23 protein-coding genes are annotated in these 19,050 nt (G+C 37.6%); 9 read left to right on the forward strand and 14 right to left on the reverse strand.

Annotated elements, in window-relative coordinates; translation table 11 throughout:
- The 5 genes from HCU67_RS00770 (at nucleotide 1) to HCU67_RS00790 (ending at nucleotide 3,508) form a co-directional block, all read left to right on the forward strand.
- Entirely contained in the window at nucleotides 1-678 is a 678-nt protein-coding gene (locus HCU67_RS00770; protein ID WP_168550704.1) for a HupE/UreJ family protein, read from the forward strand.
- A 49-nt stretch (nucleotides 679-727) separates the two neighbouring features.
- Nucleotides 728-1,204, forward strand: coding sequence for a GNAT family N-acetyltransferase (locus tag HCU67_RS00775; RefSeq protein WP_168550705.1), 477 nt, complete (start codon nucleotides 728-730; stop codon nucleotides 1,202-1,204).
- Nucleotides 1,205-1,275: 71 nt separating this feature from the next.
- A complete protein-coding gene (locus tag HCU67_RS00780) occupies nucleotides 1,276-1,626 on the forward strand; it encodes a DUF3307 domain-containing protein (protein ID WP_168550706.1) in 351 nt (116 codons plus the stop codon).
- Entirely contained in the window at nucleotides 1,623-2,096 is a 474-nt protein-coding gene (locus tag HCU67_RS00785; protein WP_168550707.1) for a hypothetical protein, read from the forward strand. The genes HCU67_RS00780 and HCU67_RS00785 overlap by 4 nt, the downstream gene beginning before the upstream one ends.
- Before the next feature lie 206 nt (nucleotides 2,097-2,302).
- Complete coding sequence (locus HCU67_RS00790) at nucleotides 2,303-3,508, forward strand: sensor histidine kinase (protein WP_168550708.1); 1,206 nt, start codon at nucleotides 2,303-2,305, stop codon at nucleotides 3,506-3,508.
- Here the strand turns inward: HCU67_RS00790 and gldC are convergent.
- Together gldC and gldB are read right to left on the reverse strand one after the other, a co-directional pair.
- On the reverse strand, nucleotides 3,505-3,840 hold the full coding sequence (gene gldC, locus HCU67_RS00795; protein ID WP_168550709.1) for a gliding motility protein GldC: 336 nt from the start codon (nucleotides 3,838-3,840) through the stop codon (nucleotides 3,505-3,507). The two genes, HCU67_RS00790 and gldC, sit on opposite strands and share 4 nt — an antisense overlap.
- Nucleotides 3,840-4,811 (reverse strand): gliding motility lipoprotein GldB, encoded by a 972-nt coding sequence (gldB, locus tag HCU67_RS00800; protein ID WP_168550710.1) that lies wholly within the window; start codon nucleotides 4,809-4,811, stop codon nucleotides 3,840-3,842. The genes gldC and gldB overlap by 1 nt, the downstream gene beginning before the upstream one ends.
- 65 nt (nucleotides 4,812-4,876) lie before the next feature.
- Between gldB and nadE the strand changes: the two genes are divergently transcribed.
- Both nadE and HCU67_RS00810 read left to right on the forward strand, forming a co-directional pair.
- Nucleotides 4,877-5,665 carry an NAD(+) synthase gene (gene nadE, locus HCU67_RS00805; RefSeq protein ID WP_168550711.1) on the forward strand — a complete coding sequence of 263 codons (789 nt, stop codon included), beginning with the start codon at nucleotides 4,877-4,879 and terminating at the stop codon, nucleotides 5,663-5,665.
- A 173-nt stretch (nucleotides 5,666-5,838) separates the two neighbouring features.
- Nucleotides 5,839-6,468, forward strand: a complete 630-nt coding sequence (locus HCU67_RS00810; RefSeq protein ID WP_168550712.1) for a response regulator — start codon at nucleotides 5,839-5,841, stop codon at nucleotides 6,466-6,468.
- A gap of 53 nt (nucleotides 6,469-6,521) precedes the next feature.
- Here the strand turns inward: HCU67_RS00810 and dnaG are convergent, their stop codons facing one another.
- Nucleotides 6,522-8,495, reverse strand: a complete 1,974-nt coding sequence (gene dnaG, locus HCU67_RS00815; RefSeq protein ID WP_168550713.1) for a DNA primase — start codon at nucleotides 8,493-8,495, stop codon at nucleotides 6,522-6,524.
- 106 nt (nucleotides 8,496-8,601) lie between these two features.
- Here dnaG and HCU67_RS00820 point away from each other — a divergent pair, with 106 nt between their 5' ends.
- On the forward strand, nucleotides 8,602-8,802 hold the full coding sequence (locus tag HCU67_RS00820) for a zinc-ribbon domain-containing protein (protein WP_246865722.1): 201 nt from the start codon (nucleotides 8,602-8,604) through the stop codon (nucleotides 8,800-8,802).
- A 37-nt stretch (nucleotides 8,803-8,839) separates the two neighbouring features.
- Here the strand turns inward: HCU67_RS00820 and HCU67_RS00825 are convergent, their stop codons facing one another.
- From HCU67_RS00825 to rsgA, 10 genes are all read right to left on the reverse strand, one after another.
- On the reverse strand, nucleotides 8,840-9,922 hold the full coding sequence (locus HCU67_RS00825; protein WP_168550715.1) for a hypothetical protein: 1,083 nt from the start codon (nucleotides 9,920-9,922) through the stop codon (nucleotides 8,840-8,842).
- Nucleotides 9,923-10,010: 88 nt separating this feature from the next.
- Nucleotides 10,011-10,751 (reverse strand): hypothetical protein, encoded by a 741-nt coding sequence (locus HCU67_RS00830; RefSeq protein ID WP_168550716.1) that lies wholly within the window; start codon nucleotides 10,749-10,751, stop codon nucleotides 10,011-10,013.
- An 11-nt stretch (nucleotides 10,752-10,762) separates the two neighbouring features.
- Complete coding sequence (locus HCU67_RS00835) at nucleotides 10,763-11,329, reverse strand: sigma-70 family RNA polymerase sigma factor (RefSeq protein ID WP_168550717.1); 567 nt, start codon at nucleotides 11,327-11,329, stop codon at nucleotides 10,763-10,765.
- 71 nt (nucleotides 11,330-11,400) lie between these two features.
- On the reverse strand, nucleotides 11,401-12,336 hold the full coding sequence (locus HCU67_RS00840) for a polyprenyl synthetase family protein (protein ID WP_168552018.1): 936 nt from the start codon (nucleotides 12,334-12,336) through the stop codon (nucleotides 11,401-11,403).
- Between the two features lie 95 nt (nucleotides 12,337-12,431).
- Complete coding sequence (rlmN, locus tag HCU67_RS00845; protein WP_168550718.1) at nucleotides 12,432-13,472, reverse strand: dual-specificity RNA methyltransferase RlmN; 1,041 nt, start codon at nucleotides 13,470-13,472, stop codon at nucleotides 12,432-12,434.
- A gap of 82 nt (nucleotides 13,473-13,554) precedes the next feature.
- Nucleotides 13,555-14,604, reverse strand: a complete 1,050-nt coding sequence (gene queA / locus HCU67_RS00850) for a tRNA preQ1(34) S-adenosylmethionine ribosyltransferase-isomerase QueA (RefSeq protein WP_168550719.1) — start codon at nucleotides 14,602-14,604, stop codon at nucleotides 13,555-13,557.
- Between the two features lie 79 nt (nucleotides 14,605-14,683).
- Nucleotides 14,684-15,913, reverse strand: a complete 1,230-nt coding sequence (locus tag HCU67_RS00855; protein WP_168550720.1) for a 3-phosphoshikimate 1-carboxyvinyltransferase — start codon at nucleotides 15,911-15,913, stop codon at nucleotides 14,684-14,686.
- Nucleotides 15,914-15,943: 30 nt separating this feature from the next.
- Complete coding sequence (locus HCU67_RS00860; protein WP_168550721.1) at nucleotides 15,944-16,270, reverse strand: nucleotide pyrophosphohydrolase; 327 nt, start codon at nucleotides 16,268-16,270, stop codon at nucleotides 15,944-15,946.
- A complete protein-coding gene (gene dtd / locus HCU67_RS00865) occupies nucleotides 16,270-16,722 on the reverse strand; it encodes a D-aminoacyl-tRNA deacylase (RefSeq protein ID WP_168550722.1) in 453 nt (150 codons plus the stop codon). Before dtd ends, HCU67_RS00860 begins: the two co-directional genes overlap by 1 nt.
- Nucleotides 16,722-17,675, reverse strand: coding sequence for a ribosome small subunit-dependent GTPase A (gene rsgA, locus HCU67_RS00870; protein ID WP_168550723.1), 954 nt, complete (start codon nucleotides 17,673-17,675; stop codon nucleotides 16,722-16,724). Before rsgA ends, dtd begins: the two co-directional genes overlap by 1 nt.
- Before the next feature lie 104 nt (nucleotides 17,676-17,779).
- On the opposite strand from rsgA, the gene HCU67_RS00875 reads away from it, so the two are divergent.
- Entirely contained in the window at nucleotides 17,780-18,220 is a 441-nt protein-coding gene (locus tag HCU67_RS00875; RefSeq protein WP_168550724.1) for a hypothetical protein, read from the forward strand.
- Nucleotides 18,221-18,292: 72 nt separating this feature from the next.
- Here the strand turns inward: HCU67_RS00875 and HCU67_RS00880 are convergent, their stop codons facing one another.
- Nucleotides 18,293-18,967 (reverse strand): head GIN domain-containing protein, encoded by a 675-nt coding sequence (locus HCU67_RS00880; protein ID WP_168550725.1) that lies wholly within the window; start codon nucleotides 18,965-18,967, stop codon nucleotides 18,293-18,295.
- Between the last annotated feature and the right edge of the window lie 83 nt (nucleotides 18,968-19,050).

Below are 19,050 nucleotides of genomic sequence, written 5' to 3' on the forward strand. Positions count from 1 at the left end.
ATGTGGCTTAATTTCCGAGTTGTATTATCCTTTGCCTTGATATTGGCTCCATTTATTGGTTTCGCCCATGATGTAAGTAGTGCCGACCAAGAAATCTTACGTAACGGTGGTCTATTGGCCTATGTTCAAGTAGGGGCTACTCATATGCTTACGGGTTATGATCATTTGCTTTTTCTGGCGGGTGTGGTGTTCTACTTAAACAGCTTTAAGGACATTTTAAAGTTCATCACCGTCTTCACCATAGGTCACTGCGTTACACTTATTGGAGCAACTTATGCAGGTATCACAGCCAATGAACATCTTGTTGATGCGGTGATAGCCCTCAGTGTTCTCTACAAAGGATTCGAAAATTTAGGTGGCTTTGAAAAACTTAATCTCAAATCGCCAAATCTGCTGTTCATGGTAGGTCTTTTTGGATTGATTCACGGCTTTGGTCTCTCTACTAGATTGCAGTCCTTTGATATGGGTGAAGACCAAATTTTAGCAAAAATTTTATGTTTCAATTTAGGTGTCGAAGTAGGTCAGGTATTGGCTTTAATTCCTATTGTGGCCATAATTACGCTATCACGAAAACACAAACAATTTTCAGCGTTTTATAAGGCTGTTAATTGGTATTTGGTTTTGGTTGGAATAGGCCTTTTCGCCTATCAACTTTACGGTTATTTTCATGGGCATTAAAAATATCGAGACACGATAAATCCCTTAAATAATTAAGTAAATCCGATTCATGGCCCATTTGATTGAAGTTTTTTCAGACCCTGACTATCAAGTCGCCATTGAACTCTTTAGGGCCTATGCTTCAGAAATTGACATTGATTTAGAATTCCAAAATTTTAGTGAAGAAATTGAAAATATCAAGCTTCAGTATGCCAGACCTGCAGGGGTACTATTTATTGTCAAAAATGATGAGAACAAACCACTAGGGTGCTTCGGAATTCGAAAATGGAATGAACAGATTTGCGAACTTAAACGAATGTACCTTAAAGTTGAGGGAAGAGGTTTGGGCATAGGACAACTAATGATGGAAAAGGCAATAGCAGAAGCAAAGGAAATGGGCTATGAAAAAATGCGTTTGGATACCTTATCACAAATGCATGCTGCAATTGGACTGTACAAAAAAATGGGCTTTTACGAAGTAATACCTTATCGATTCAATCCCTTCGTTGGGGCCAAATTTTTTGAAATCGAGTTACAGGATAAATAGTATTCATTCAAGCGCTAATAAATCATTCACTGGTGCATTTTGATTAAGGCTTTTTGATTAACTTCCCTGACATGAATTTTCTAATCATTTTACTGGGTCATTGGGTGGGAGATTTTGTTTTACAAACCTCCAGCATGGCCAATGAGAAAGGACATAGTATCAAATGGTTATTATTACATGTATTGCTTTACACGATAACCCTACTCGTGACGGCAAGTCTGGTTTTTTCTTGGCAAATCGCATTCGGTTACACCGTTATCAGTGCATTGTTACATCTGGTAACGGACTTTTTCACTAGCAAGTTAGCTGCTCGCTTTGCTGATAAACCCCGTATTTTTTACCCTATTTTAGGTTTTGACCAGTTATTGCATGTCGCTTGTTTGTACTGGGCCTATTTAAATGCAGATATCTTAGCATTATGATAAAAAATAACCAATCTCCTACACCAAATGAATTTGTAAAAACAATTTCAATCATTCATTTTGGTCTAGTTGCCGGGCTGTTGGCCTTCGGTACAATTACGTTTTTTCAAACTGATATTGCGAATTCTTCGAGCCTTAATCAAAATGACCCCTTAATTTATATCGCCCCATTGGTTGGCATGGCCGGTATTTTTGGAAGTAAGGTGGTTTTCCAAAAACTAGTGGAACGGGCAAAGTCTGCAAATGGATTACAAGATAAATTAGCAGCTTACCAGACGGCGAGTTTGATACAATGGGCACTGATTGAAGGCCCTGCTTTTTTAAATCTTGCTTTGTTCATGTCGTCAGGTAACAGTCTGTACCTGGCCGTGGCCGTTACACTTCTATTGTATTTGGCCTGGCTGAGGCCAACAAAAATTAAAATAAGTTCTGATTTGGAATTACGAGGTGATGATCTCGCTCAATTCTAATAAAAAGAAAAATCAAATTTCAATAATCTGTGTGAATAAAGTTATTATTATCTCTCAGATCAAATCAGTTCAGTCTTAATGACCACACCATTTAATTGATAGAGACTGATAAAAGTCATATTCCCAACAAAATCTTAGTAAGAAATTTAACATTGATTATCTTACAGAGCTATATTCACTAGCCGTAATTGCAAATGGAGTAAATTATGGTTGAACCTAAAATACCTCAGAACGAAAATGAGCGAATTTCAGAATTAAGAAAGTACAATATTCTAGATTCCCTTCCTGAAAAGGAATACGACAGCATTACAACTATTGCTTCAATTATTTGTGACACTCCTATTTCCTTAATTTCATTGGTAGATCGAAACCGCCAATGGTTCAAATCAAAAATAGGACTTGAGGCAGATGAAACTCCAAGAGACGTGTCATTTTGCGCACATGCCATAAATGATCCCGATAACATGTTTATCGTCAATGATGCTCAAAAAGATTTGCGATTTAGAGACAACCCGCTCACGACAAATGACCCGAATGTAATATTCTATGCCGGAGTTCCTCTAAACTCCCCAAAAGGACATTCTTTAGGAACACTTTGTGTGATTGACAATAAACCTCGAAAATTAAGCATTGATCAAAAAAAAGCCCTAAATGCCTTGGCTGAACAGGTAGTTCAACTTCTTGAATATAGAAGAATAATCATGAAGGTAGAGGCACAGAACACCTATATCAAATCTCTTTATGACCGCCTTCACTCTTACAGTCATAGCTTTGCACATGAGTTAAAAACACCTATTCGTGGCAATCATGCATTATTAGAATGGCTAAAAGCAGATTATAGCGATAGGCTTGACGAGCAAGGTCTTGGTCTAATTCAGAAAATGATGAAAAACAATTCATTTTTAGATGCAATGACCCAAGGCATGCTTGAATATCACCACGTTTGCACGATGAAATTCAAGTACGAATCATTCAGCTTATTGGATTGCATTTCGCACATTACCAATCAAATAGAGGACTTTTCCAAAATCTCATTCACTGCCAAAAATTTAGGTTTGAATGTTTTTCATTCCAAAGATGCATTTCAAATATTATTTCGACACTTGATAAGAAATACCATTGTACATGCGGGAGAAAACTCTAATTGTAGTCTTGAACACATAAATGGAGAAGAGTGTCATTATTTTATTTTTAGAGATGATGGTCCGGGAATAGAAGAAAAATTTCAAGAGGATGTTTTTGAAATCTTTGTTACCCTTAAATCTAAAAACGAATTGAATAGGGGAATCGGATTGTCAATAGTGCGCTGTCTGGTAGAAAAGTTAAATGGTAACATATCAATTTCAAAAAGTTCTAAGGTACAAGGGTTGCAAATTGAAATTGAGTTGCCAAAAATTCAGAATTCCATTTAAGATTTGAGTTCCAGTTTATTAGCAAAGTATTCACAGAAATCTTTCATTGTTGCAGTCATTTTTTCATCCTGTGTGGCCCTCATAAAAGTATCACTCAGCGATACCAACGTTTGGTGAAAGAAGATTTTCATTTCGTCCAATGGCATATCTTTTGTCCAAAGGTCAATTTTTAGTGATTCCTTGTTTTTACTATCCCAGACCGAGAGCAACATCGCTTTGGCCTCTTCATTATTGACACCGCCATCTTCAGCAGACCAATTTAATTCTTCGGGTACCCGATTTTCATCTAGACCTACCGTAAGTGTTATTTGTGATGTGTGTTTTACCGCCATTATCTTTTGGGTTTGTAATTCGCCATTTTAAAAAGTTCATCTGCTGGAAGTTGTAAAACGGCATTCAAATCCGCCTCCGGATGCTTCTCCGCGTAGGCCCTTACAATTTGCCATCCTAAAAACCGACCTAGTCTTCCTGGTGATTCACTGTCCAGTTCCAAACCAAACTTTGAAAAGGGAGCTGGGTCTAAAAATTTTCTATCCAAACTAGAATCAGTGCTATACAGTAACTCGTTCTCCACAAAATAGCGCCACATTTGTTCTTCATTGGCCAATGCCCATTCATGTTCACCTTCTAGGTAGTTCAATTTTTGGGCGTCTGTTAGTTCTGGCAGTAGTTTGTCTTTTAAATACAGTTCTTTACCGTAATGGACCATACGTGACAAGAAACTACGATTTCTAGGGTATGACAGTACCTTTTTGGCAAAAGTACTTGCCACATCAGAGGTTAAAAAGTCTTTTGACAATCCTTTTGCCACGTAATTGGGCAAGCCCGAATAAAACTTATGATCTTGACCGAGGTAATTGTCCAACCCAATAAGTAGCAATGAATCTGAATACACAACACGATTATTGTAATCAACTTCAGAAATCAAGGTAACGATACTTGGAGCTGTAAATTCAGGAAAATAATAGGTAATATGTCTAAATAAGGATTCAAGACTTTCCTGCTCTGATTCAAAAGAAGGAAATACAAGTTCAACCTCTTGCTCCAATTCCATTTGAAGGGTATCGTTCATTTTCGAAATCCATAGACTATCTGAAAATCTACTTGGAAACAAATAAGGATAAGTTGTTTTTAGCTCAGGCAAATCTTCAACCTTGGCTTCAGCAAACTCCCTATCGAACCTTGAGACGGTTAGCTCAACATCAATTTGGGCAATTTGTTCTTTAATCTTTTGATTGTTCTTACAGGAAGAAATCAAGAAAATCAATACTATAATTGGAAAGTATTGGTGTATCAGCTTCATTTTTAACATTCCAGCCTCTAAATTTACAGGGCACAAATTTAGTTTAAAGCATCAAATCATAGCTCATGCAAACAGAAAAGGTAATTGAACATATTGTTAATTGGTTAAAAGATTATGCAACCAACGCTAAAATGAATGGTTTTGTAGTCGGTGTTTCCGGTGGAATCGATTCTGCCGTTACCTCGACGCTATGTGCAAGAACAGGTCTTGACCTCTTAGTTCTAGAAATGCCAATTCACCAGGGCAAAAATCAAGTTACGCGTGCCGATCGCCATATCGACTGGTTAATGGAGAATTTTCCTAACGTCAATCGCCAACCGGTGAACCTAAGCCCAGTTTTTGATAATCTCGTTGCTGCCTTACCCGATGTTGAAAATGAGGAAGAACGTTTTATGTCTCTGGCCAATACCAGGGCAAGATTACGCATGACTACTTTGTATTATTTCGCCGCGCTAAAAAAATATCTCGTCGCCGGAACAGGAAATAAAGTTGAAGACTTTGGTGTAGGATTTTATACCAAGTATGGTGATGGTGGTGTCGACCTAAGTCCGATAGCTGATTTAGTAAAAACAGAAGTTTGGGAAGTTGGTCGCGTTCTTGGTGTAAATCAAGAAATAATCGATGCAGCACCAACAGACGGTCTTTGGGGTGACAATAGAACAGATGAAGATCAAATCGGAGCTTCCTATCCAGAATTGGAATGGGCAATGAAAATGGATGAAGAAGGAAAAACCGAAGATGATTTTTCTGACAGACAAAAAGAAGTATTTATAATCTATAAACGATTCAATTCTTCCAATAAACATAAGATGATTCCTATACCAGTTTGTGAAATCCCTGAAGGATTAAAATAGCCTTACAACTGAATTTTCTGCAATTAAAACGAATAAAACCCCAAAAAAACTAAGGTTTCGGAAATTTTTTGGCACATTTGTTCACACAAATATGTATATTGCCTTTCGAATTTTGTAGGCATTAGACTACTAAACACATTCATTAACCCATAAACTGAAGTAAAACCCACAAAATGATTAAAGTTTTAATTGCGGACAATCATCCAATTGTAAGATTGGGGGTCAAGGAAGTCCTGAGCAGACAACCTGACTTTGATGTGATTGCCGACGTCGCTACTACTTCCGAGTTGTTTGAGACGTTAAAAAAAGTTTCCCCCGACGTTGTGATGCTAGAAATGGATATTCCAGAAATAAATGGCATTGCTACCCTAAGAAAGATTAAAGACGAGTTCCCGAACACCAAAGTTTTGATGTTCAGTGGTCAATCTGAAGATGTTTATGCGCTTAGTACCATTCGTGCTGGGGCATTTGGTTACCTTTCTAAATCAGCTGATATTGATTATATCATGTCTGCCTTGAGAAAAGTTGCCGAAGGAAACATGTTCATTACTAATGAATTGGCACAGCGTTTAGCCTTTGATGAAGGCACACAAAAGCCAAGAAGATTCTTTAGAAAATTATCTACTAGAGAGGTAGAGGTTCTAAAGTTACTTGCAAGCGGAAAACGCAATAAGGAAGTAGCCGAAGGTCTTAACTTGAATGAAAAGACCGTGAGCACCTACAAGGCACGTTTAATGCGCAAATTAAACGTTGATAACTTGGTAGATCTTTTGCAGCAAGCAAAAGCGTTGGAATTGTACTAAACAAACTAGAATATTTCAAAAAAAACCCCAATTAAATTGGGGTTTTTTTATGGTTAAAAACTAAGAACGCGCCCTAATCTTTTGTTCAATAGAACATGAAGCTCGTTGTAGTCATTTATTTCAATTAAAGTTTCCCTATTATCTTCTTTGAGAAGAGTTTTTTGTTGCAACGTAGAAACAACCTTTTTTATTAAAAAAGAGCGTAAGGTTAAAATTGTTTCGTCAACTAGTTGAACCATACCAATTCTTTTCTTTTTTGGATATATGTTTTTTCTCTCCCAATCATGCATTGAATACTTTTCTTCTTCCATTAAAATGGTAGAAATTTCTGCCGAATATTCTTGGCTTAATTTGCTCATAAAACTTCTAATCAAGAATTCTTCTTTCTCATTCATTTCTGATATTAATTGAAAATAGACTTCTTTGAATGTTTCATTTGTAAATTCAATTTCATCTTCTTGGAGATTTAAAAATACTTTTTCAAAAACCTTTAGAGTAGATTTTTCGCTTTTTAGTTCTAGGTCTCCTTCTTCGTTTTCTCGAAGTATTAGGTCTTCAAATTCGTCTCTTTCAAATCCATAAATTAAAAGAATACCTATAATCTTCCTTTCTAGTTCAAACTGAACATCAACTTTCTCAACAACAGGGTCATTTTTGACAACTTCAAAAGCCTTCTGTTCTTGCTTGACCTTTTTAGAAGCCTCATTCATTGATTTCTTATCCAATTGGGCCAAGGCACTGTACAGCGTATCTTCTGATAACTGCATCATTTTGGCACACTCTTGAATATAGATTTCTCGCTTTATACGATCCGGAATCTTAGCTATGGAACCTACAATATCACGAACGGTTTCAGCTCTTTTTATAGGGTCGTTGGCAGCTTCTTTAGCTAATAAGGAGGTTTTAAATTGAATAAAGTCCTTTGCGTTTTGTTCCAGGTACAACACCAAATCCTCATAAGCATTGTTTTTAGCGAAACTATCGGGATCCTCTCCTTCAGGAAAAGTGCATACCTTAACATTCATTCCTTGTTCCAATATCAAATCGATACCGCGCAGGGAGGCTCTTAGACCAGCAGCATCGCCATCAAAAAGAACTGTGATATTTTTTGTCAATCGGTTGATCAATCGAATTTGTTCTGGGGTCAATGCGGTACCACTCGATGCAACCACATTGTGAATTCCCCTCTGGTGCATTTGTATCACATCAGTGTAGCCCTCAACCAAATAGCAATTATCTTCCTTAGCGATGGCCTGCTTGGCATAATAAATACCGTACAGCACTTTACTCTTGTGGTAAATCTCACTTTCTGGTGAGTTTAGGTATTTAGCCGCCTTTTTATCATTAGTCAATATTCGACCTCCAAAACCCAAGACCCGTCCACTCATTGAATGAATCGGAAACATTACCCGGCCTTTGAAACGATCAAAGGTCTTTTTTTCTCCTGCTCCCTGATCTTTGACAATCGTCAAACCGGTTTTTTCTAAGAAATCCAATTTATAGCTGCCGCTTAAGGCCTCTTGGGTAAAGGCTTCCCATTGGTCAAGACTATAGCCCAAACCAAACATTTTTATAGTTTCATCTGTAAAACCACGTTCCTTGAAATAGGTAAGTCCTATGGCCTTTCCTGGCTGCGTCTCCCATAAAGTCTTTACAAAATACTGCTGAGCAAATTCTGAGACCAAATACATGCTTTCACGTTCGTTGGCCTGTTCTTTCTGCTCATCGGTCTGCTCCGTTTCCTCTATCTCAATATTATATTTCTTGGCGAGATAGCGAATTGCTTCTGGATAGCTAAAATGTTCATGTTCCATCAAAAAGGCCACTACGTTGCCACCTTTACCGCTACTAAAGTCCTTCCAAATCTGTTTCACAGGACTAACCATAAAACTTGGCGTACGCTCATCACTAAAAGGGCTCAATCCTTTGAAATTACTCCCAGACTTTTTTAGTTGCACAAAATCACCAATGACCTCCTCAACCCGAGCGGTTTCATAAACTTGATCAATGGTATTTTTTGAAATCATGGACTATCGATGTATCCTTCGGAAAAAAGGAAATATTAACTTTACGGATAAGCTATCAAATTTATTACAAATAATGATTCTTTTCTTCGGTACTAGACCTGGTAAAATGGAACAGCGAAAATTGGTTGGTGCCACTTGTAGTTATTGTAAACAAACCAACACTTTAAATTTAATAGAACAAGCTAACTTCTTTCATTTGTTTTGGATAAAGCTATTTAAGATACATACTAACCGTTTTGCCGAATGTTCACATTGCAAGAAGGCCTATTTAGAAAAAGAACTTCCAAGCGAAATAATACGCACATAAAAATAAAAAAGCCCCTGTTGTCAGGGGCTTTTTTTGATTAGTCAATATCGAACCGAAGGCCTAAGGATATGTTTCGTTGTTCAACTGGATTATCAGTGAATATGGTATTCAGATCATACTTGCAATACAAGAGTGTGTTATCAAACCCGATATAGGCACTCAGACCATAGATTAAATTGCTTGTATTGTAGTCGCGTTTCAATTTATCTTTAATATCATCCCCATTTTCGCTGTACTTCAATTTTTGTCTTGTACCTATATTAAAGCCACCGTAACCACCGATGCCCATTCGAAACTGACGATTTAACGAGTAGCGTATTTTATCTTCTGAAGCATAATATTTCGAAGGACCAAATTCGAAGTGGATAGGGAAAACCAAATTATCCATACGAAGTTTGGACTTGTTGAGTTCCAAAGGAAATTCTTCAAGATCTGTTTGATCACCATTAATCACAAAATATTGATTATCAACTGGCTTTAGCCCATTAAATTGAAAAGACAACCCATAATTCAGGCGCAACCAATTAGAATTTCTAAAGACCCTTGTTCGCCATTGCCAGCCCATTTCAAAAAATCGGCTACCACCTATCTTATAGGGTGAATCATCCAATGATTGATTTTCAATAATTGCATTGTTCAAACCTATGGCAATTACAAAGTCTGAATAGGTTCGGCGATCATACTTCACAGGTCTGTCCCATTCCTTGTCTCGAAATCGAATACCTAGAATACGATAATCCTCGTCATCATTATCAGTTAGGTTAATGATTACAGCATTTGTATCCTCTTCAATTGGTTCATCAATAGAAAGGTCTTCATTTCGTTCTAAAAGCGCGATTCTGTTGTCAATTATAGAGATTCTGTTTTCAATGTTCAACGCCCGTTTTTTTGCTGCTGCTTCTTTTAATTCCTGAGCTTTTTCAAAAGAAATTGTTCCATTATCAAACCTTGCATTGATATCTTTTACTTCTTGTTTTAGTGCTTTCTTTTCTTGGTCTTCGACTTTTTCGCGTTGCTCCTTTAGTTTCTTGATTTTTCGTTCCAAACCATTACTTTGACCCAGGGCATCTTGGGCAAGAAGTAAAATAAGCATTACCAAAATTGTAGTGATTTTTCTCATGATGATTTAGTTTAATACTCCCCTTGGTTTCAAGGTGGCCATTTAATTTGACCACCTGAAACTTTAAGGAATTTTGATTGATGAATATTTATTTATTTCTGTCTGCGACGGCCGTCCGCAGTTTAAAAAAGCTTTCTTTTAACCTATCAAATAACTGGTTTCTTTCAGTGGCTATTAATTCAAGTTCAACTTCATTGAGCAATGCCATCGCATCAATTTCACCGTCCTCCATTTTTGGATTTATTCGTTCCGCCAATAATTGCTTTTGGGCAATCAGCAGCAACGAATCAATTTCGGCATCGGTTATCTGATCAGTATCCTTTTCCATGGCCAAAACCTCACTAAGTAAATTTTGTGCACTAATTGCAATTGCTTCTTCAGAGACTTCAATTTTATTGAGCGAAACATACTCTTTTTGGTTTAGTTCCAAAACCTCTTCAGTGTTCTCCTTATCTTCTTTGAATACGATTTCAAGTTCTTCAGAAAAGCTTTCTTGAATGGATGTATTGAACTCAACCTCTTCCTTCTGATTTAGAGTGATGGTCTCTGAATCGTCAGTATTATTATCGTCGGCACTATTATCAATAGACACAACAGTGTTTGGATTAGATTCTAATGTGGGTTGCAAGGTTTCTTCTTCGTTAATCAAAAGAAATTGTAAAGCAAACAACACCATAAATACTACACTGGCGGCAATACTAATCGGAAGAATAAAGTTGCGCTCTTTTTTTTGTTCGACCTGTACTGAAATTCGCTCCCAGGCCCTTGGAGAAGGTTTAATTTCCCGTTCTTCCAAGGATTTTTTAATATGATTTTCTAACTTTTCCATTACCTCAAGATTTATCCTTCTGATGCCTTCTTGACATCTCCCCCCAATGTTAATTTACGCTGTAACAACCTTCTAGCCTTTGACAATTGTGATTTTGAAGTACCCTCAGAAATATTGAGCATTGTGGCTATCTCATTGTGCTTGTACCCCTCAACAGCATAGAGCACAAAAACCATTTTGTAACCTTCTGGTAATTGATCAATCAATTGTTGAATATGTTCAGTATTGAAAGATTCTATCACCGTCTCGTTCACTTGTGCTTTTGTTTCGATGACCTCATCATCAAAAACAACGAATTGGCTTTTTCTTAAATACGATATGCTTTCACGTATCATAATCTTCCGCACCCAACCTTCGAAACTTCCGCGATGTTCAAAGGCATTTAAGTTCTTGAATACCTTAACAAAACCATTTACCATTACATCTTCCGCAAAATGAATGTCTTTGATATACTGTCTACAAACACTAAGCATTTTTGGTGAAAATCTTTCATAAATAGCCCTTTGTGCCAATTGATTGCCATTTGCAGCCTTTTTAATAAGCTGCTTCTCATTACTATAAAATGAAATCACTTTCACAGGTAACATTTTGTCCTCTTATTTAGATAGACGAGAAGAAATTTCAAACAGTTGCCTAAGGCCAAAAAAAATTATTTTTTCCGTTCGACAACATAATTGACCATCAAAGTCAAGGCTTCTTTATAATCGGAATCTGGATAATCTGAAAGTAAATTCAATGCTTCATCTTTAAATTCCAGCATCTTTTTTACAGCATAATCCAATCCGCCTTGTTCCTTAACATATGCAATGACCTCCTTGACACGCTTTTTATTTTTGTTGTGGTTCTTTACGGAATTTATAAGCCAGCGTTTTTTATCTTTTGTGCTCTTGTTCAAGGCATAAATCAAAGGAAGGGTCATTTTCTGTTCCTTGATATCAATACCTGTGGGTTTACCGATTTGTTCAGTGCCATAATCAAAAAGGTCGTCTTTTATTTGAAAGGCCATACCACAAAGTTCACCGAACCGCTTAAATTTTTTAACCTCCTCTGAATTGGGTTTGACCGAAGCTGCACCAATACTGCAACATGCTGCAATAAGTGTTGCCGTTTTTTGACGAATGATATCGTAATAAACATCTTCGGTAATATCCAGTTTTCTTGCCTTTTCTATTTGTAAGAGCTCGCCCTCACTCATATCACGAACAGAATTTGAAATAATCTGCAATAAGTCATAATCCCCTCTATCCAAGGCTACTAAAAGTCCTCTTGAGAATAGAAAATCCCCGACTAATACTGCAATCTTATTTTTCCAAAGCGCATTTACTGAAAAGAAGCCACGTCTTTTGTTGCTATCATCAACAACATCGTCATGAACCAAGCTTGCAGTGTGAATTAATTCAATGATAGTGGCTCCAGTATACGTGCGCTCCAAGACTTGGCCATCATTTACGATTTTAGCCGTTAAGAAAACGAACATTGGACGCATTTGCTTGCCCTTTCTATTTACGATGTAATAGGTGATTCTATTGAATAGGGCGACTTTAGAGGCCATGGAGTCGCGGAACTTGTTTTCAAAACGTTCCATTTCCCATTCAATGGGTTGTCGTATTTGTGCTACTTCGCGTTTCAAGTATTCAAAGATACTTGCTGAACTTCAAAAGACCTTGAAAATGGAATAATTTAGGTCTTATTGGCCAATTGTCCGCAGGCCGCATCTATATCCTTTCCCCTTGAACGGCGAACCGTGACGGTAATTCGATTGCGTTCCAACATCTTAATGTACATTTGGATTGCTTCATCATTCGCTTGTTGAAACTCGCCACCGTCTATAGGATTATATTCAATCAAATTAACCTTTGAAGGAGCGAATTTGCAAAATTTCACAAGAGCATCCACGGCTTCTTGAGTATCATTTATTCCCTTCCAAACCACATATTCATAAGTGATTCTATTCTTGGTCTTTGCATACCAATATTCCAATGCCTCCCGCAAGTCCTTAAGTGGAAATGTAGCATTAAAGGGCATAATTGTGGTCCTGACATCGTCGATTGCAGAATGTAGGGAAACGGCCAAATTGAATTTTACTTCTTCATCGGCCATTCTTCTTATCATCTTCGGAACCCCAGATGTTGACACGGTTATTCGTTTAGGAGACATGCCTAACCCTTCATCAGAGGTTATTTTTTCAATGGATTTAAGCACATTATTGTAGTTCATCAAGGGTTCCCCCATACCCATAAAGACAATATTGCTAAGCGGACGATTGTGGTACAACCGGCTTTGTTGGTCGATGGCCACTACCTGATCGTAAATTTCATCAGGATTTAGGTTGCGCATACGTTTTAGTCTTGCAGTTGCACAAAACCTACAATCAAGACTACAGCCAACCTGACTCGAAACGCAGGCCGTAGTTCTTGATTCTGTTGGTATCAAAACGGATTCGACAACTAATCCATCGTGTAATTTGACCGCATTCTTTATAGTACCATCATTACTACGCTGCATTTGATCAACACGAATATGGTTAATCACAAAATGGTCTTCCAGCATTTGTCTGGTCTGCTTAGAAAGATTGGTCATTCCCTCAAAAGAGTGGGCAGATTTTTGCCATAGCCATTCGTAGACTTGGTTTCCACGAAATGCCTTATCGCCATTAGTCATAAAAAATTCACGCAACTGTTCTTTTGTAAGGGTTCTTATGTCTTTCTTGGCCTCCGGCATTGTACAAAGTTAGAAAAGAAAAATCCCGGTAAAATACCGGGATATGAATTAATCATTACGATATGGAGAATACTGTAACCTGCTAAAGGATAAGCATTGCATCACCATAAGAGTAGAAACGATATTGTTCCAAAATAGCTTGTTTGTATGATTTTTTCATCAAATCATGCCCCATAAAAGCAGATATCATCATCAACAAAGTTGATTTTGGTAGATGGAAATTTGTTATCATAGCATCAGCTATACTGAAGTCATAAGGTGGAAAAATAAACTTGTTCGTCCATCCTTCAAATGTATTTAGTGTATGCTCAGATGAAACAGCACTTTCCAAACCGCGCATTACAGTAGTTCCTACAGCACATATCTTTCTTTTATTCGCCTTAGCACTGTTTACGATATCTACAGCTTTTTCGTCTATTATGAGCTCCTCACTATCCATTTTATGCTTGGAAAGGTCCTCTACTTCAACTGGATTGAAGGTACCTAAACCAACATGAAGTGTTACCTCAGCAAAGTCAACCCCTTTTATCTCTAAACGCTTTAATAAGTGCTTTGAAAAGTGAAGACCTGCAGTTGGTGCAGCTACGGCTCCTTCGTGCTTGGCATAGATAGTCTGGTAGCGTTCTTCGTCTTCAGGAGTAACATCCCTCTTTATATATTTTGGAAGTGGGGTTTCACCCAGCTCTCGAAGTTTTCTTCTAAAGTCAGCATACGAACCATCGTAAAGAAAACGCAATGTTCGACCTCTTGAAGTAGTATTGTCAATTACCTCTGCAACCAAACTTTCGTCATCTCCGAAATAAAGCTTATTACCAATACGTATTTTTCGAGCAGGGTCAACCAGAACATCCCATAGACGTTGCTCTTCGTTTAATTCGCGAAGCAAAAAGACTTCAATCCTTGCCCCTGTCTTTTCTTTGTTACCAAATAACCTGGCAGGGAAGACTTTAGTATTGTTCAAGACCATGACGTCACCTTCATCAAAATAGTCAATCATGTCTTTGAACATCTTATGCTCTATTTTCCCTGTTTCTCTATGAATCACCATAAGTTTTGATTCATCACGGTTTTCTGCTGGGTATTCTGCCAATAGGTCCTTAGGCAGTTCAAAATTGAAGTTGGATAATTTCATTCGGAAATTTTGATTTTTTTCAAAGGCTGCAAATATACAATGCTGAGATAGGGGTTGTCAAGTATTTGGCCTACAAAAACTAAGCTTCAGTTATTTGAAAACCAAGAGATTCGAAATCTGTCCAAAAATCCGGGTAAGATTTTGAAACTACACCTGAATCATTCACATAAAAACTTGTCTTCATAGCTAAAGGTGCGAAAGCCATTGCCATTCTGTGGTCATGGTAAGTATCGACTGCAACTTCGTCATTGGACAATGTTGGAATTATTAAGGTAAGGCTCTCCTTGTCTATTTCAACAGTTGCGCCAAACTTCTCTAACTCTGTTTTCATGGCGGCCAAACGATCGGTTTCTTTTATAGGCAGTGTATGTAAACCCGTAAGTTTACATCCAATCCCTAATCCCAAACAGGTAACGGCTATGGTCTGGGCGATATCAGGTGCATTTGATAAATCAAGGTTCAAGGATTCCATTTCAACTACTTGAGCCTTTTGTAGTCTTATAGCGTTATTATCAAAAGTGGTCTTAACACCTAACTTTTTATAAATCTCTGCCAAAACACTATCACCTTGAAGCGAGTTTTGCTTGTATGAAGCTAGTTCAATTTCCGTCCCCAAATCTGCAAGCGCGACAACACTATAAAAATAACTGGCTGCGCTCCAATCTGATTCTACCACCAGAGTGGAAGGTTTGACCTCTGAAATCGAGGATACATTAATGGAGTTTCCTTCAAAACTGTTTACTATACCAACTTCTGTTAATAAGGCCAAGGTCATTTTTATGTAAGGAACAGAGGTAATTTTGCCAACTAGTTCAATTTCAAGGCCATTTTCCAAACTAGGAGCCACCAAACATAATGATGAAATGTATTGGCTACTAATATTTGCCGGAAGACTAACTTTTGATGCCGAAATTTTTTTTCCTGAAATTTTTAATGGAGGATAACCTTCGTTTTCTGCATACTCAATTTCAGCACCCAAACTTCTTAGGGCATCGACCAAAACAGAAATAGGACGTTCTTTCATTCGATGAGAACCGGTAAGCAAAACTTCTTTTCCTTCTTGACATGCAAAGTAAGATGTTAGAAAACGCATTGCAGTACCTGCATGATGAATATCAACCTCACCGACTGTGACTTGCAATCCTTTTTGCATCACCTGGGCATCATCAGAATTGGATAGGTTCTCTATTTTTAAACTTGGAAAAAGTGCCTGTAATAGCAATAACCGATTTGTTTCACTTTTGGAACCGGTTATTTGAATGGACTTTTGTATTTGTTGGTTTTCCGGAGAGGAAATATGAAGTTTCAAAATGGTCTCTATTAAGCCCCAAATATAATTTTATTTCAACTTTTGATTGTTGTGATGCCGGTCGTGATCCCGCTTTGTTTTCAAATCCAACTTTTTTTCAAAAGCCTGTTGCAAATCCACTCCAGTTTGATTGGCCAAACATAAGACTACAAAAAGAACATCAGCCAATTCTTCACCCAAATCCTTGTTCTTATCAGATTCTTTTTCACTCTGTTCCCCATACCGCCGTGCAATAATTCTGGCCACTTCACCAACTTCTTCAGTTAGCTGTGCCATGTTTGTCAATTCATTAAAATAACGCACCCCATGGTTCATTATCCATTCATCAACTGCCTGTTGAGCGTTCTGTATGTTCATTACTCCTTGTTTTTAGAATCAATAATTATTGTAACCGGTCCATCATTCAGTAAGTCTACTTTCATATCAGAACCAAAGATTCCTGTACCCACCTTTTTATCCAGGTCCTTTTCGAATTGAGCAACAAACTCCTCGTACAACAGAATCGCCACTTCTGGCTTGGCAGCTTTAATATAGGAAGGCCTATTGCCCTTCTTTGTAGCAGCATGCAAGGTAAATTGACTTACAACGATGGCATCACCATCAATATCCAGTAGAGATTTGTTCATTACACCCTCGGCATCATTAAAAATTCTGAGATTCGAAATCTTTCTGGTAAGCCAAACGATATCCTCCACCCCGTCTGCCTCCTCAATACCTAATAGCACTAACAGTCCATTTTCTATGTTGGAGACCGTTTTTCCCTCAACGGTAACACTTGCTCTTGAAACCCTTTGAATTACCGTGCGCATTATCGTTCCCTATATATATCGGTTCGGTAACTTTCGGCAACATCTTCCTCTAACATTTGCACATAGCTACGATATCTACTCCAAGCCAATTCACCATCTTCCAATGCCTGCTTTACAGCACATTTTGGTTCATCTAAGTGCAAGCAGTTATTGAATTTGCATTCCGATTTTAGTTCAAAGAATTCTGGAAAATAATCACCGAGTTCATCCTTTTCCATATCAACAATGCCGAAACCGCGAATACCTGGTGTATCAATAATCTTCGCCCCAAAAGAGAGGTCGTACATTTCAGCAAAAGTGGTCGTATGTTGCCCTTGTAAATGTTGTTCTGAAATCTCTGAAGTTTTCAACTGAAGACCTGGTTCAAGTGCATTTACCAAAGTGGATTTCCCAACCCCTGAATTGCCCGAAAACATACTGATTTTACTTTCCATCAGGTCTTTCACCTTTTCAACTCCATCTCCTTTTTTTGCTGAAAGCCCAATTACTTGATATCCAATATTTCGATATAATTCCATCAAAAAATTGACTTCGACCATTTCGTCTGGGTCATAGGTATCCAACTTATTAAAAAGAAGAATTGCAGGTATTTCATAGGCCTCAGAGGTGACTAAAAAACGGTCTATAAAAGCTGTGTAAGTTGTTGGGTTATTCAAGGTCACCAATAAAAAGGCCTGATCAATGTTTGCGGCAATAATATGAACCTGTTTCGATAGGTTTACCGACTTTCTTATAATATAGTTTTTTCGTTCTTCAATACCGGAAATAATACCTACGGTTTCGTCACCAATGGTTTCCAAATTGAAAGTAACGGTATCTCCAACAGCTATGGGATTTGTGCTTTTTATCCCCTTGATTCTAAACTTTCCTTTGATGCGACACTCATGAAAATTGCCATCATCGGTCTTAACCGTGTACCAACTTCCTGTCGATTTGTACACCAATCCCTGCATTATGTGTGCTGTTGATAACAATTCATACAATAACAAAGAAACAATTTTCTTTTCTTACAAATTCCTTTTAACATTGGGCTCAATTAACAAAACACCTTTCAATTATGAAAAGAATCATTTTTGTAGCTCTTTTTATCGTAGCTGCAGTATTCGAAACCAACGCACAACAATTCAAAGTCATTACAAGTGTTGAATCAATCGTACCAAACGGACTTGGGCGTTCAAGAATTGTAAATGCACTTGAGGACAAAGATTACAGGGAATACACAAGTGTTCAAACTGATGAGGACAATACCCGAAACAAATCAAAAAGAGGTGAGATTCGAGTTAAAAATTTCGAAGAAACCAAACTTTTGAACTTTTATAATATCGGAGGTATCCGCTTTCAGAATATCGCCGCCAATGATGCACTTTTAACTTCAATGATCAATGACATGGTAGCAAACGGCTGGGAATTGGCATTTGTGACCAGTGCCGTTGAAAGTGAAGGAGGAAAAGGTGATGGTAAAGGAATCTTTATCACCCGGTACATATTCAAGAAATAATTTTGACTACCAATCAAAAGAAAGCCCCATATTTCAAATAAATATGGGGCTTTTTCTATCAATCTTAATTTTCTAATCCAATACCCTTACACGACCACCCGCAAAGGTTTTTTTGTTTACTTCTTTGGGTTTGCCATATACGGTAACATCTCCACCTGCTTTAACATTGATGTCGATACGTTCGGATGCAAAAACCTCAGCCTCACCCCCAGCCTGAATTTTCACTTCAGCAATAGAGGTTCTTAAGTCGCTCCCTTCAAAAATACCGCCGGTATTCAACACAATACTTTGGTTCTCTGCTAGGCCAGAGGCTTCGATGATACCACCGGTCACCGCCCGAATATCAACCACAGCAACATCCATACCGATTGAAATTTTTCCACCTTCTTGTGCACGAAGCTCCAATTTGGTTTTCTTGACCAATTCATTGCATGTAATCCGGGCCCCTTCATTCGCGTCGATTACGTCAACATCGGTGTAATAAACTTCAATAAAGGTATTTTCCCCTGTAAATTTTTTATCGAGCTGCATGCGCAATTTCAAGACGCCATCTTTATTGACCCATTTAATGTCTGTGGTATTATCACCTTTAATTACGATTCTGTTTTCATCTGATTGTATCAAATTGACTTCTATCAAATCGAACACTTTAATTTCATTGAAATCACCGACTTGTTTATCAATAGTGCGTTGTGAAAAGGCTAGACCGGTAAATAAGAGTAATGCGATAGTATAAAAATGTTTCATGATTGAATGTTTAATTTTTTAGAAGGATGACTTAAAATACAAATTGTTACACTTTTTGGTATAAAGTTTGATTCATAATTACA

It is taken from the genome of Croceivirga thetidis (assembly GCF_012272815.1).
GTDB classification, from domain to species: Bacteria; Bacteroidota; Bacteroidia; order Flavobacteriales; family Flavobacteriaceae; genus Croceivirga; species Croceivirga thetidis.